At 65.0% G+C, this 13,520-nt stretch carries 13 protein-coding genes; 1 reads left to right on the forward strand and 12 read right to left on the reverse strand.

Going from position 1 to position 13,520, the window contains the following annotated elements:
* The first annotated feature begins 71 nt into the window (after positions 1-71).
* Positions 72-1,037, forward strand: a complete 966-nt coding sequence (gene pip, locus FCS99_RS13670) for a prolyl aminopeptidase (RefSeq protein WP_138513508.1) — start codon at positions 72-74, stop codon at positions 1,035-1,037.
* Here pip and FCS99_RS13675 read toward each other — a convergent pair.
* From FCS99_RS13675 to FCS99_RS13730, 12 genes are all read right to left on the reverse strand, one after another.
* Positions 1,034-2,386 (reverse strand): sodium-dependent transporter, encoded by a 1,353-nt coding sequence (locus FCS99_RS13675; RefSeq protein WP_138513509.1) that lies wholly within the window; start codon positions 2,384-2,386, stop codon positions 1,034-1,036. The two genes, pip and FCS99_RS13675, sit on opposite strands and share 4 nt — an antisense overlap.
* Positions 2,387-2,501: 115 nt before the next feature.
* Complete coding sequence (gene rodA, locus FCS99_RS13680) at positions 2,502-3,659, reverse strand: rod shape-determining protein RodA (protein WP_138513511.1); 1,158 nt, start codon at positions 3,657-3,659, stop codon at positions 2,502-2,504.
* Complete coding sequence (gene mrdA, locus FCS99_RS13685; RefSeq protein ID WP_138513513.1) at positions 3,659-5,533, reverse strand: penicillin-binding protein 2; 1,875 nt, start codon at positions 5,531-5,533, stop codon at positions 3,659-3,661. Before mrdA ends, rodA begins: the two co-directional genes overlap by 1 nt.
* Before the next feature lie 12 nt (positions 5,534-5,545).
* Positions 5,546-6,067, reverse strand: a complete 522-nt coding sequence (gene mreD / locus FCS99_RS13690; protein WP_138513515.1) for a rod shape-determining protein MreD — start codon at positions 6,065-6,067, stop codon at positions 5,546-5,548.
* On the reverse strand, positions 6,064-7,080 hold the full coding sequence (gene mreC, locus FCS99_RS13695) for a rod shape-determining protein MreC (protein ID WP_138513517.1): 1,017 nt from the start codon (positions 7,078-7,080) through the stop codon (positions 6,064-6,066). The genes mreD and mreC overlap by 4 nt, the downstream gene beginning before the upstream one ends.
* Positions 7,081-7,129: 49 nt before the next feature.
* The gene (locus tag FCS99_RS13700) at positions 7,130-8,170 is read right to left on the reverse strand and encodes a rod shape-determining protein (protein WP_138513519.1); all 1,041 of its coding nucleotides are present in this window, start codon (positions 8,168-8,170) and stop codon (positions 7,130-7,132) included.
* Between the two features lie 144 nt (positions 8,171-8,314).
* A complete protein-coding gene (locus FCS99_RS13705; protein ID WP_138513521.1) occupies positions 8,315-9,031 on the reverse strand; it encodes a TVP38/TMEM64 family protein in 717 nt (238 codons plus the stop codon).
* A 38-nt stretch (positions 9,032-9,069) separates the two neighbouring features.
* The gene (locus FCS99_RS13710; protein ID WP_138513523.1) at positions 9,070-9,588 is read right to left on the reverse strand and encodes a hypothetical protein; all 519 of its coding nucleotides are present in this window, start codon (positions 9,586-9,588) and stop codon (positions 9,070-9,072) included.
* Between the two features lie 60 nt (positions 9,589-9,648).
* The gene (gene ilvC / locus FCS99_RS13715; RefSeq protein WP_233352833.1) at positions 9,649-10,641 is read right to left on the reverse strand and encodes a ketol-acid reductoisomerase; all 993 of its coding nucleotides are present in this window, start codon (positions 10,639-10,641) and stop codon (positions 9,649-9,651) included.
* On the reverse strand, positions 10,634-11,143 hold the full coding sequence (locus tag FCS99_RS13720; RefSeq protein ID WP_171036389.1) for a YybH family protein: 510 nt from the start codon (positions 11,141-11,143) through the stop codon (positions 10,634-10,636). Before FCS99_RS13720 ends, ilvC begins: the two co-directional genes overlap by 8 nt.
* Positions 11,144-11,145: 2 nt before the next feature.
* The gene (miaA, locus tag FCS99_RS13725) at positions 11,146-12,072 is read right to left on the reverse strand and encodes a tRNA (adenosine(37)-N6)-dimethylallyltransferase MiaA (protein WP_138513528.1); all 927 of its coding nucleotides are present in this window, start codon (positions 12,070-12,072) and stop codon (positions 11,146-11,148) included.
* On the reverse strand, positions 12,069-13,454 hold the full coding sequence (locus tag FCS99_RS13730) for a Do family serine endopeptidase (RefSeq protein WP_138513530.1): 1,386 nt from the start codon (positions 13,452-13,454) through the stop codon (positions 12,069-12,071). The genes miaA and FCS99_RS13730 overlap by 4 nt, the downstream gene beginning before the upstream one ends.
* Between the last annotated feature and the right edge of the window lie 66 nt (positions 13,455-13,520).

Raw genomic sequence — 13,520 nt, forward strand, 5'->3', positions numbered from 1 at the left:
AGGATATCGGGATCATTGGCCTTAGGCTATCGTTTATTGCGTTTACGAGCCGCTAACATCACACTGACCCCATGGACGCTTCCTACACACGACGCCTGCTCTATCCGCCGATCCGTCCCTTGCAGAGCTTCCACCTGCCGGTCGGCGACGGACATGAACTCTATGTCGAGGAATGCGGACGGCCTGACGGCATCCCGGTCGTGACCCTCCATGGCGGGCCCGGAGGCGGCGTTTCACCCGCCCTGCGGCGCTTCTTCGACCCGCGGCGCTACCGGATCATCCTGTTCGACCAGCGCGGCTGCGGCCGGTCCACGCCGCACGGCTCGCTGGAGAACAACACGACCCAGAAGCTGATCGAGGATATCGAAAAGATCCGCGTCCACATGGGGGTGGACCAATGGCTCGTCTTTGGCGGCTCCTGGGGGGCGACCCTGTCCCTGGCCTATGCGCGGGCGCATCCGGACCGTTGCCTGGGCCTGGTCCTGCGCGGCGTCTTCCTGTGCACCCAGATCGAGCTGGACTGGTTCTATCGCCAGGGGGCCAACATGCTCTTCCCGGACGCTTGGGAGCGCCTGGTTGATCCGCTCGCGCCGGAAGAACGTGATGACATCATCAAGGCCTATTACGAACGCCTGGCCGAACCCGATCTGGTTCGCCGGCGTCCCGATGCCCTGGCCTGGGCGCGCTGGGAGAGTGCACTGATTTCCATGGCCGGGGACCCCTCGGCGCCGCTCGCCGATCCGATCCGGGCCGACGCGCTGGCGCGGCTGGAAACCCACTACTTCCTGCACAAGGGCTTTTTCGAGCGTGACGGCATCCTGCTGGAGGATGCCGACCGCTATAATCACCTGCCCGGTGTGATCGTGCAGGGGCGGTATGACGTCGTCACTCCGCCCCGCTCAGCCTGGGCTCTGGCCCGGGCCTGGCCTCGCGCCCGCCTGCAAATGATCGGCGATGCCGGTCATGCCGCAGGCGAGCCGGGCGTGGTGGACGCGCTGGTCCGCGCCACCGACGCCTTCGCGACCCGTCTGACCTAGCCCAGTCCCAGCAGGGTGCCGATGGCACCACTGTTGAACTTGGCATCCAGGCCCAGCAGCAAGATGACTCCGATGGCCGGCGGCACCACGAACTTCACGCAGAAGTGGAAGAAGGCGAACAGCCCGTTGGAGGCATGGCTCAGCTCCTCGCGCATCAGCGATTTCGGGATCACCCAACCGGCGAACACGGCCACCAGCAGACCGCCCAGCGGCAGCAGGAAGGAACCGGACAGCCAATCCACAAACTCGCCCGCGAAGGTCGAAGAGTAGACAGCCCCGGCGCCGATCATGAAGGCGAAGAAGCCCAGCAGGGTCGCGGCGGTCGGACGCGAGAAGTCGGAGTGCTCCTCGATGAAGGCCACCGTACCCTCCAGCAGGGAGATCGACGAAGTCACAGCCGCGATGAAGGCCAGCGCGAAGAAAGCACCGCCGATGATATTGCCCGCCGGCATGTCGGCGAAGACGGCCGGCAGTGCCGTGAAGATCAGGCCCAGGCCTTCGGCCGGGTCCATGCCCACCATGAAGACGATCGGGAAGATCATCAGGCCGGCCACCAGGGCGACCAGCGTATCGGCCGAGGCAATCATGATCGAGGACGAGCCGATATTGGTGTCCTTGGACAGGTAGGAGCCATAGGTGATCATGATGGCCGAGGCGACCGAGACCGAGAAGAAGGCTTGGCCCAGTGCCGCCACGAAAGTGCTGCCATTCACCACCGAGAAGTCCGGCCGGAACAGGTAGGCGATGGCTTCGGAGGCATTGCCGCTGGCCAGCGAGTAGATGGTCAGGCCGATCAGCACGATGAAGAAGAGCGGCATCAGGAAGGTTGCGACCTTTTCGATCCCGCCTTTCAGGCCGCGCGCCACGATCATCACGGTGATGACCATGAAGATCACGTGCCAGCCCAGCTGCCAGCCGCTATTGCCGTAAAACATCTCGGCGCCGCCCGGCTCGGAGAACCCGCCCAGGAAGCCCGCAGCCGAATAGGCCATGACCTGGCCGGCGATGACGGAATACGTGGTCAGGATCAGGAAACCGCCGGCAGTACAAACCCAGCCGACAATCGCCCATTTGGCGGACTTGCCCGCTTCCTGGGCCATCTTCCGCGTGGACGAAATGGCCGATTGCTGGGCGTGGCGGCCGATGGCGATCTCTGCCATCAGGACCGGAATCGCAAACAGGATCACGCAGCCGATATAGATCAGGACGAAGGCGGAGCCGCCATTCTGTCCCGTCATGAACGGGAATCGCCAGAGATTGCCCAGCCCGACCGCGGAGCCAACCGCGGCGAGAATGAATGCAAATCGCGAAGACCAGTGCGCGTGCTGGCCGGCCGGTGTTGCCGCCATGGAATTCTCCCCTGAAAAAGCGCGCCCGGAAACGGCGCGCACCCCTTACACAATTGCCGGGCACACTTCCTCAAGCGTCAGGTTTGGTCAAGCTGGCTTCGCCAGCGCGGCAAGCCTAGCCGAACAGTCCGGCGCCGCGCGGCGGTTCCGCATTGCGGTGGATGTGGGCGCCCAGGATGAGGCCGAAACCGGCGAGCACCGCCAGCACCACAGTCCCCCCATAGGAAATCAGCGGCAGCGGCACGCCGACCACCGGCAGAAGCCGGGACACCATGGCCACATTGATGAAGACATAGGAGGCATAGGTCGTGGTGATGCCGATCGTCAGCAGGCGGAGGAAAGGCGACTTGCAGGAGATCGCGATCGCCACGGCCTGCGCCATGATCAGCGCATTGATGGCCAGGATGGCAATCCCGCCGACAAAGCCGAACTCCTCGCCCAGCGCCGTGAAGATGTAGTCGGTCTGCATTTCCGGCAGATAACCCAGCTGGGACTGGGTACCCTCCAGAAAGCCCTTCCCGGTCATCCCGCCCGAACCGAGCGTGATGACCGCCTGGTTGGGGTGATAATTGATTCCCAACGGGTCGAAGTCCGGATTGGTGAAGGCCCTCACCCGGTCCATCTGATAGTCCGCCAGGATGTTCTCCAGCCCGTACAGGCCCACCCCGATCATTCCGAACAGGCCGATCCCGCCGACCACCAGGATAAACCACCAGCTCAGCCCGGCCATGAAGATCACCGCAACACCGGTGGCGCCCAGAAGAAGGGTCGTGCCCAGATCCGGCTGGCCCAGCACGAGAATGGCCGGCGCCCCGATCAGCATGAGCGGCGGCAGGAGTCCGGAAATGGACGTCACCTTCTCCGTCGGCAGATCGTGGTAATAGCGCGCCAGGGCAAAGACGATGGCCAGCTTCATGATCTCCGAAGGCTGGACCCGGATCGGCCCCAGATCGACCCAGCGCTGGGCGCCATTGATCGAAACGCCCATCACCTCGACCAGGACGAGGAGCAGGAGTGCCACCACATAGGCCGGATAGGACACGCCCATCCAGAAGCGCGGCGGGAACATGGCGATGACCACCATGGCCACCAGGCCGACGCCCAGACGGGTGGCATGGTTGAAGGCCCAGGGGGACCAGCTGCCACCGGCCACGGAATAGAGCATGCCGATCCCGGCCAGGCCGAGCAGGACGAGGAGCAGGACCAGGGTCCAGTTCAGCTCCATCAGCTTGCCCTGCAGATCGCGGGGCACGGTCTCGCGGAAAACAGCCATCAGGCACCGCCCCGATCATTGCGGGACAGGTCGGCAAACACGCCGGGCCGGCTCGACGGGTCGCGGGCCACCACGCGGCGCAGGATGTCCCGCGCCGGACGCGTCGCCGCACTGGACCCGCCGCCATGCTCGACCACGACGACACAGGCATATTTGGGCCGGTCGGCCGGGGCGTAGCACATGAACAGGCCATGGTCGCGCAGGCGCCAGGGCAGATCTTCCTGGTCACGGACGCCGGAGGCGCGTTCCTCGGCGGTAATGGAGTAGACCTGCGCTGTGCCGGTCTTGCCCGCCATCTCGACGCCTTCAATACCCAGTCCGCCGAGCGAATAGGAGGTCCCGCCCGGCTCGTGGACGACGCCGCGCAGGCCGGCCCGCACGCGGGTCAGGGCTTCCTCGGACAGGCCGATATAGGGCGCCGGCCGGGCCAGGGCATTTCGGTACAGGGTCGGCTCGACCGCCCGCCCGGACGCCACGCGCGCCGTCATCACGGCCAGCTGCAGCGGCGACATGGAGACGGCCCCCTGCCCGATCCCGGCATTGTAGGTATGGCCCGTCGTCCAGGGTTCGTTGTAACGGCCGCGCAGCCAGGCCGGATTGGGCATCAGGCCGGAACGCACGCCGGAAATGCCGATATCGAATTGCTGGCCGACCCCGAACCGGACCGCCATGTCGTAAAGCCGGTCGATGCCCAGCCGGTCCGCCATTTCGTAGAAGAAGATATCGCAGGAGGTCTTCACCGCCTCATGCAGATTGACGGGTCCATGGCCCTGACGGCGCCAGCAGTGGAATTCGCGCGGGCCCAGACGGGTCGAACCGGTGCAGCGGATGGTCTCGTCCGGATCCACCAGCCCGTGTTCCAGGGCCGCCGCCGCGACCACGGCCTTGAAGGTCGATCCGGGCGGATAAGTGCCCTGGATGGATTTGTGGAACAGCGGATTGTGGTCATTCTCGCGCAGCGCCGAATAATCGCGCACGGAAATGCCGCCAACAAACAGATTGGGATCAAAGCTCGGCGTCGACACCAGGGCGATCAGCTCGCCCGTATTCACGTCCATCACCACCGCCGAGGCCGCTTCCTGGCCCAGACGCTCATGGGCAAAGCGCTGGATATCGGCATCCAGCGTCATCACCACATCCTGGCCGGCCTGCGGCGGTTCGGACTGGTCAGGCAATTCCCGGATCACACGGCCGCGGGCATTCACCTCGGTCTTGAGCGCACCGGCCGAGCCGCGCAGATCCATTTCGCGCGCGCTCTCAATCCCGGTCTTGCCGATCCGGAAACCAGGGTGACGCAGCAGGCGTTCCGCCTCGCGTGGATTATTGAGGATGTCCTCGTCATTGGGCGATTGCACATAGCCCACGACATGCGCGAAGGCCGCGCCATAGGGATAGGCGCGCACCTCGCCGACATCCGGCGTGATGCCGGCCAGGTCCGGCGCATTGAGATTGATCGCCGAGAAGGTTTGCCAGTCCAGGTCATCCTCGATCGTGATGGCCCGGAAGCGTTCCTGCTGGCGCGCCGTGCGCAGGATGCGCGCCCGCGTGTAATCGCTCAGCGGCATGTATTGCGCGAGCCTGTCGAGCGCCTCTTCCAGATCACCGGCCTGCTCCGGCACCAGAAGCGCCCGGTAGCTGTCCCGGTTTTCCGCGATCGGCACGCCGAACCGGTCCAGGATCCGGCCCCGCGAAGGCGGCAGGAGGTAATAGTTGAACTGGTTGTCCTCGGACAGGAGGCGATACCGCTCATTCTCGAGCACCTGGAGCGCGTACAGACGTCCGGCCAGGCCCGTCAGGGCAACTCCGCCCAGGCCTGACATGATCAGCGCCCGTCGGGTGAATTTCAGATCCTGTTCCTGGCGGTCAGCACGCATGAGAGTTCGCGATCACCCTCCGATGAAGCCGCTGCGCCCGCTCCGGCGGCGGCGCAGGACAAGATAGGCCACCAGCGGGAACATCAACAGGGTCGCCACGATCTCGATGATGAGCGGCTGAAGGTCGGCCATCTGCTCCAGGGCGAAACTGCCCGCCGTGAAGGCGATGCCATGGGCCAGCAAAAGCGTGCCGGCAAAGCGCAGGAGCACCGGCGGAAGATCCCGCGGCATGCCGTCCTCGCCGCGGAAGCGGAAGGCGGCAATCGCAATGAGATAGGACAGCGCCCACACGCCCATCGGCGCCCCGGTCAGCAAATCCTGGGTCAGGCCGATGGCGAAAACGGCGATCGGCGGCATGAATTGCGGACGCACACCGGACCACAGGAAGATCGCCACCAGCGGCCAGGTCGGCATGATGTTCACGCCATCGACAAGGCGCGTCGGCGCGGCCTGCATCACCAGGGCGAGCAGAACCGACAGCACGCAGCCCAGAGCCGCCAGCCAGGGCGATTGACGATCGGTGGGCTTCCTCATGGCTGCTCCTCCGGGCTGGCGTCGCCGGACGCATCGTCCGGCGCTGTACCGTCATCAGCACCGGCATCGGGTGCAGCTTCAGGCTCCGCATCGGTCTCGCCGTCCGGAGTATCCACGATCAGCGGCAATTCGGCCGGCGGCAATTCCAGATCGGCCTCGTCCGGTTCCTGGTCCGGCGGCACGATGCGCTGATAGGGCCAGACCCAGACGAAATCGACCGGTGCCTGGTCCGAATAGAGCCGCACACGCCATTCACCCGAGCGGGTCCGGATGGCTTCGCCGACGGGCAGGCCGCGCGGCAGGATGCCGCCATCGCCAGACGACACGATCCGGTCGCCCTCCTGGAGGTCCGGCACACGCCCGACATATTCCAGTCGCGGATAATCCGAATTGTCGCCGATCAGGATGGCCCGGGCATTGGACCGGTCGGCCATCACCGGGATGCGCGAATTGAGGTCGGTCAGCAGCAGGACCCGCGCGGACCGCCGGCCCGTCTCATACACCCGGCCGACCAGCCCGTAGAGATTGATCACCGGATAACCGTCGCGAATGCCCGCTTCCAGGCCCCGCCCGATCAGGCGCGCCTGTACGAAGGGGCCTTGCGGGTCAGCCACCGTCCAGGCGCCGATCCGGTCCTGGATCATCGGGGTTTCGACATCCAGCGCGTCTTCATAGATTTCGATCCGGTCGCGCTGGCGATAGGCCAGGTCTTCCCAGTAGCGCGCCTCGATCAATTGCTGGCGCAATTGCGCATTCTCTTCGGCGAGAGCGCCCTGGCGGCGGAAATAGGGACCAATCCCCTTCACCGAGCGGATGGGCTGGGCGCCAAGCTCCAGAAGCGGGGCGGCGAGATCGGTGAAACCGGCCCGGAATGCGCCGAAAGCATCGGAACGCGAGGCCGGGCGATCAAAGGCAATCAGGGCTCCGGATACGACCAGAAGGGCGATGAAGAGCGGCCGCGAAAACGTGACACGCTGATCATTGTCATTTCGTGTCGATCGCCTGGACGCCACCGACTCACTCCTTCTACTCCCGGTGCAAGATTACTCCCGGAAAGTCTGCCTAGACAGCTTCAGACAGGATGGGCCGCCAGACACGCAGGTCTTCAACCGCCTTGCCACAGCCCAACACCACGCAGGACAGGGCTTCGTCGGCCAGGCTGACCGGCAGGCCGGTGCGTTCGCGCAGCTCGGTATCGAGATTGCGCAGCAGTGCGCCCCCGCCCGTCAGCACGATGCCCTTGTCGACGATATCCGCAGCCAGTTCCGGCGGCGTGGCTTCCAGCGCCTGCTTGACGGCCTCGACGATCTGCTCGACCGGTTCGGACAGGCTGTCTGCAATCATGGCTTCGGTGACGGCGATCTCGCGCGGCACGCCATTCATCAGGTCGCGGCCCTTGATGTCCAGCGACAGGCCTTCGCCCTTCACCGGCGGCATGGCCGACCCGATTTCCTTCTTGATCCGCTCGGCGGAGGTCTCACCGATCAGCAGGTTCGCCGAACGGCGGATATAGTTGATGATCGCCTCGTCCATCTTGTCACCGCCGACGCGTACAGAGCGCGAATAGACGATGCCGGACAGGGACATCACGGCGACTTCCGTCGTACCGCCGCCAATGTCCACGATCATGGACCCGGTCGGCTCGTCGATCGGCAGACCGGCACCGACAGCGGCCGCCATCGGTTCGTCGATCAGATAGACCTTACGGGCACCGGCACCCAGCGCACTCTCATGGATCGCGCGGCGTTCCACGGCCGTCGCACCGGACGGCACGCAGATCACGACCTGCGGCGACACCATGGCGCGGCGATTGTGCACTTTCTGGATGAAGTGCTTGATCATTTCCTCGGCGACATCGAAATCGGCGATCACGCCGTCGCGCATCGGGCGGATGGCTTCGACATTGCCCGGCGTCTTGCCGAGCATGAGCTTGGCCTCGGCCCCGACGGCCTGGACCTGCTTACGACCCTTCTCGACCTTGTAGGCCACGACAGAAGGTTCATTCAGGACCACACCGCGGCCCTTGACGTAGACCAGCGTGTTGGCAGTTCCAAGGTCGATCGCGATATCCGCGGAGAGCAAACCGAAAAGGCTATTGAGCATGAGCGTGCAAAATTCGGGTGTGTGGCGGCAAAGCCGCGGTGCAACATGTTTTTCTTGTGCGATGCTCCGCCCGATATTGCAAGGGGCGCACACCGCATGCCCGCACATGTAAGCAAAAGATTTAAGGCGGGGTTATGTCCGAAATCAGGCGTCGTCAGCGGGTGAGCCGCGATGCCGGCGCAGCCATTTCCGGGCCATCAGCATAACGCCGATCCAGCCGGCCACCGCCACCAGAAGCGCGATTCCCAGCATGAGCTGGCCTTCCGACAGCATCGCCAGAATGCTCTGGCCGGCCAGGCCCACCACGATGATCTTCGGTCCGGTTCCCAACGCCGTGCCCAGAAAAAAGGCCCAGAAAGGCGTGCGCGCAATTCCGAAACCCATATTGACGACGATGAAGGGTCCGGACGGCACCCATCGCACCAGCATCGCCGCGAGCAGCCCGTTGCGTCCGATGAAGCTGGAAATCCGGTTCGCCCAGTCGCCGCCATAGCGTTTCAGCACGCGCGCGCCGAACAGCCGGCCCATGAAGAAATTCACCGAGGCGGCGAACAGGGTGGCGATCCAGGCATAGAGCGAACCCTGAACCGGACCGAAGGCGACGATGGCCGCCGCCATCAAGCCGAATTGTGGCGCACCCAGGAAAGACAGAAGGGTGAAGATGAGAATGGTGACCGGCAGGGCGTACCAGCGACCCGCCATGTCGGCGAACCAGGCGCTCGCCGCTCCCGGCTCCACGTCCAGCACGAACCGGCCCAACAGGAAGACGATTCCGACAACGGCAAACAGCGCGATCGACACGCCGATCGCGCGCGCCGCGCGGGCATCCATGCGCAGGATGAAGTCCAGAATGGGTTTCATAGCGTGTCGACCGAAAGGCGCGGACCGGGCCCGAAGGCCTACTTGTCCTCACCGTCCGGCAATTCGCCGTCCGTGTCGACCATTTCCCCCGAGGCGATCGCCGACAGCTTGGCCCGCTGGATCGCGAGAATGGCCAATTGCTCGTCCAGCACTTTGAGGATTTCACGCGCCTCGTCCTGGTCGACCCGGCCCGGCGATTTCTCGGTTTCGCTGAGCGATTCCATCAGGGCCGAAATATTGCGGGCATTGGAGCGGCTGGCATCTCCAGCCAGGGCCAGCCAGTTGGCGTCATCGGCCTTTTCGATCGGCAGGAAAATGCCGCCGGCCAGGGCTGCCAGGTGCTGGGCCGCAGACTGGGCACCGGCTTCGGTCAGTGTCGCGACGCGGGTATAGGAGATCTCATTGGTCGAATCCGGATCGGCCAGCGCATACACGCGCGTCCGGCTCAGATCGAGCAATTCCATGACTTTCGGAATGCCGCCGACTTCCTCGAACAGACGAGCCACGACTTCCTTGGGTTCACCATATCGGCGGATCTTGACGGGATTGAACGCCATTGCTGCCCCCACGCAGATTAAAACTTCAAATCACCTCATACAGGGTGATGATCTTGTTGGCTATTTCGTGGCACCGTAGATACGGCTGCGCAATTCTTTGCCCGCAGCCTCCACAGGAAGGCTGTGATCATGCTCACGGTCCGCCTTCATCGCATCGCCGGCCTCATAGGTCTCCACCCATTTTTTCGCGAAGCTGCCATCCTCGATCGCGGCCATGGCCTTGTCGAAAACAGCCTGGAGTTCCGGTCCGGCAATCTCGTCCTCGATCTCGCGGGCCCCGAACTCCGCCGTGTCGGAAATCGCCTCATACATGCCGGCAATGCCGCGCGCCTGGATCAGGTCGGCCAGGTATTTGATCTCGTGGACGCAGTCGATATAGGCCATGCGCGGTGACACACCGGCCTGGACCAGACGGTCGAAACTGGCGCGCGCCAGGGCCACCATGCCGCCCACCAGCACAACCTGTTCGCCGAACAGGTCGGACACGGTCTCCTCGCGGAAGGTCGTCGGGAAGATCCCGACATTGCCGGAGCCGATCCCGGCCAGATAGGCCAGCGCCAGCTCCCGGGCCTGCCCGCTGGCATCCTGCTCCACCGCCCAGAAACCGATCAGGCCGGAGCCTTTCTCGAATTCCTGGCGCACCGCCCCGCCCGGCCCTTTCGCGGCCGCCAGGATGACGTCGCAATCGGCAGGCGGGTCGATCAGCTTGTAGTGGATGGAAAAACCGTGACACAGGATCAGCGCCTGTCCCGGCTTTCGGTGGGGCGCAATGGACTGCTCCCAGATCTGCCGGTGCGCCTCGTCGGCGGCCAGCAGCGCAATGGCATCGGCCCAGGCCGCGGCCTCGTCCAGCGTCACCACGGCAAATCCGTCCGCCTCCGCCTTGCCCCGCGAGGGCGAGCCGGGGCGAAGGGCGATGCGGATTTCCTCCACCCCGCTATCCCGCAGGCACAACGCGTGGGAGCGTCCGTGATTGCCATAGCCGACAATCGCCAGACGGGTCTGGCGGATCGGGGCGAGATCGATATCCTTGGAATAAAGTGGTTCAGTCATCCTCAGGCGCACTTTGCGAATCGGTATCAGCTTGCGGGGGCTGATAGGACGGATCATCCGTGCCCATGTCCAGTACACCGCGCCAATTCCCGTCTGCATTCCGCTGCCAGACCGTGACATAGGTCCCGCGCCCGGCCGGCGGCGTGGTGCGATCCCCATCCGGATGCAATTCCCAGACACCCCAGGTCACGCCGAAATCATCTCCGGATCCGGCCAGACCTTCCAGCGGCTCCCAGTGCAGCAGCGTGCCATCCGGCACACCGGCAAAAAGCGCCCGGATCTCCGCCTCGCCCCTCAGCGGTGTCGCGGTTCCACGCACCAGACGGCCCTCGCGCGGGTCCATCCAGGTCGCAAAAGCAGTCTCGATATCCGCTTCGGCGGCGAGCGCAGCAAAGTCCCGGTCGGCCTGAAGAATGGCCTCGATTACATCCGGATTGCCCTGCGCCAGCGCCGGACCGGTTATCGCACCAGCCAGAAGCAGTCCCGTCATCCAACCACGCATGATCATGTCTCCCCGTCAGCCAGCAGGGTCTCCAGCGCGGCCTGCGCGGTCCCCGGCTCCAGCGAGCCTATCCGCGGCCAGCTGGCGGTTTGATTACGGAACCATGTCAGTTGACGCTTGGCGTATCGGCGGCTGTCGCGTTTGGCGAGTTCCACCGCCGCGTCAAATCCCGTCTCCCCGCGCAGATAGGCCAGCAGGGGCGGCACACCCAGCGCCTTCATGGCGGGCAGGTCCGGGTCCAGACCGCGCTCACCGAAGGCGCGGACTTCCTCGAGCGCGCCCTGGTCCAGCATCTGGTCGAACCGCCGGTCAATACGGGCATAGAGCGCCTCGCGCTCCGGCTCGATGACCAGGCCGCGCCAGTGGCCTTCGGCCAGAAGCGGTACGGTATCCGCCTGGAATTCGCTCAGGGCCTTTCCCGTTTCCAGCCCGACCTCGACGATCCGGATCAGGCGCTGGCGGTCGCCGGGCTGGACCCGCGCCGTGGCGACGGGGTCCAGGGCTTCGGCCTTTTGGCGCAGCGCCGCCAGCCCGCCCTCCGCCTCGATGGCAGCGGTCTGTGTGCGCGCCGCCCCGCCGATCTCCGGCACCGGCGCCAGACCGACCGTCAGGGCATGGAAGTAGAGGCCGGTCCCGCCGACCAGGATGGGCGTACGGCCACGCGCGCGAATGTCCGCCACCAACGCCAGCGCGGCCTCGCTCCAGCGCCCGACGGACCAGCGCTCGGCCGGATCGGCGACGCCGAACAGATGGTGCGGCACCTGCGCCTCTTCCTCGGCGGAGGGACGTGCGGTGATCAGATGCAGACCGTCATAGACCTGCATGCTGTCAGCATTGATGATTTCACCGTTAAGGCGGTGTGCGGCGGCGATGGCGAGGGCTGTCTTGCCGGCCGCTGTCGGCCCCGCGATCAGCCAGGCCGGGCTCACGGCCGGATGGATTGCAGCACGTATTGGCCGCCACGATTGATCTGGAAACGGACCGGTCCGCCGCCATGATTGGCGATGATCTCGCGAATGTCGGCGATGGTCTCCACGCGCGTGAACTCCACCTCTTCGATGACATCGCCCGGCCGCACCTTGCCGGCCGCATCCGAGTTCGCATCGACATCGGTCACCAGCACGCCCTCTGCGTCCGGATCGACGCGGTAGCGGCGGCGTGACGGAGCATCCAGTGCCCCCAGCGTCATGCCCAGAACGACATTGCTGTCCGGCACGGTGGGATCCAGCACACCATCGCTCTCGGATGCGGCGCTGGTCTCACTGCCCTCTTCCTGCAGCTGGCCGATCTCGACGCGCAGGGTCATGGGACGGTCACGCCGGATGATTTCGACATCCACCGTGCGGCCAATTTCGCTCTCGGCCACCATGCGCGGGAAGCTCTGGCTGTCGCGGACCCGGCGATTGTCGAAGCGCAGGACCAGATCGCCCTGGCGCAGCCCACCTTCCTGGGCCGGACCATCCGCCTCGACGCGCGAGACAATGGCACCATAGGGAACATCCAGCTCATAGCTTTCGGCCAGCTCCGGGGTCACGCGGATCACACTCACGCCCAGCCAGCCGCGGCGGGTTTCGCCATATTCGATCAGCTGGTCGACCACGCGCGTGGCGATATTGGACGGGATGGACAGGGAGATGCCGACACTGGCCCCGGTCGGCGACAGGATCAGCGTGTTCACGCCCACCACATTGCCGTCCATGTCGAACAGCGGCCCCCCGGAATTGCCCGTATTGATGGCCACATCGGTCTGGATATAGTCGTCATAGCGACCGCCGGCCTCACGGCCCCGCGCCGAGACGACACCCGCCGTCAGCGTGCCACCCAGGCCAAACGGATTGCCGATCGCGATCACCCAATCCCCGACGCGGGCGGTGTCGCTGTCGCCGAAGGACACGGACGGCAGGGGTTCGTTCACCTGCATGCGCAGCACGGCCAGGTCCGTCACCGGATCGATGCCGACCACTTCGGCCGGAAAGACACGACCGTCCGGCAGGGCGACCTCGACCTCATCGGCCCCGTCGATGACGTGGTTATTGGTGACCACCAGGCCTTCACTGTCGATGATGAAGCCGGAGCCCAGCGAGTTCGCGATGCGCGGGGCATCTCCGAAAATATCATTGAAGCGCTCCAGCGGGGAGCCTTCGGGAAACTCCGGCAGGCCATCGCCGCTGTCCAGGCGCTGGGCGGCGGAGATATTCACCACGGCGGGCGAAAGACGCTCGGCCAGATCGGCAAACCCGTCCGGTGCCGGATGGGCCATCGCGGCCGGTGTCAGCACCAGGAAACACAGGAAAGCCAGAAAACGCCGCATCAGATAAGCCGCTTTATAGTGAACGCCGAACAATCGTTAACGTGATACCGCTTCACGGGGCTAGCC

This window comes from Maricaulis alexandrii (genome assembly GCF_005871165.1).
In the GTDB taxonomy this organism is placed as follows: Bacteria; Pseudomonadota; Alphaproteobacteria; order Caulobacterales; family Maricaulaceae; genus Maricaulis; species Maricaulis alexandrii.

What these genes read in the sequence shown, in the direction of transcription:
- rodA (WP_138513511.1), bottom strand. Translation starts at nt 3,659, where the DNA reads ATGGCTGTTTTCCGCGAGACCGTGCCCCGCGATCTGCAGGGCAAGCTG.
- FCS99_RS13720 (WP_171036389.1), bottom strand. Translation starts at nt 11,143, where the DNA reads ATGCGTGGTTGGATGACGGGACTGCTTCTGGCTGGTGCGATAACCGGT.
- FCS99_RS13675 (WP_138513509.1), bottom strand. Translation starts at nt 2,386, where the DNA reads ATGGCGGCAACACCGGCCGGCCAGCACGCGCACTGGTCTTCGCGATTT.
- mreD (WP_138513515.1), bottom strand. Translation starts at nt 6,067, where the DNA reads ATGAGGAAGCCCACCGATCGTCAATCGCCCTGGCTGGCGGCTCTGGGC.
- FCS99_RS13730 (WP_138513530.1), bottom strand. Translation starts at nt 13,454, where the DNA reads ATGCGGCGTTTTCTGGCTTTCCTGTGTTTCCTGGTGCTGACACCGGCC.
- ilvC (WP_233352833.1), bottom strand. Translation starts at nt 10,641, where the DNA reads ATGACTGAACCACTTTATTCCAAGGATATCGATCTCGCCCCGATCCGC.
- FCS99_RS13705 (WP_138513521.1), bottom strand. Translation starts at nt 9,031, where the DNA reads ATGAAACCCATTCTGGACTTCATCCTGCGCATGGATGCCCGCGCGGCG.
- FCS99_RS13700 (WP_138513519.1), bottom strand. Translation starts at nt 8,170, where the DNA reads ATGCTCAATAGCCTTTTCGGTTTGCTCTCCGCGGATATCGCGATCGAC.
- mrdA (WP_138513513.1), bottom strand. Translation starts at nt 5,533, where the DNA reads ATGCGTGCTGACCGCCAGGAACAGGATCTGAAATTCACCCGACGGGCG.
- pip (WP_138513508.1), top strand. Translation starts at nt 72, where the DNA reads ATGGACGCTTCCTACACACGACGCCTGCTCTATCCGCCGATCCGTCCC.
- FCS99_RS13710 (WP_138513523.1), bottom strand. Translation starts at nt 9,588, where the DNA reads ATGGCGTTCAATCCCGTCAAGATCCGCCGATATGGTGAACCCAAGGAA.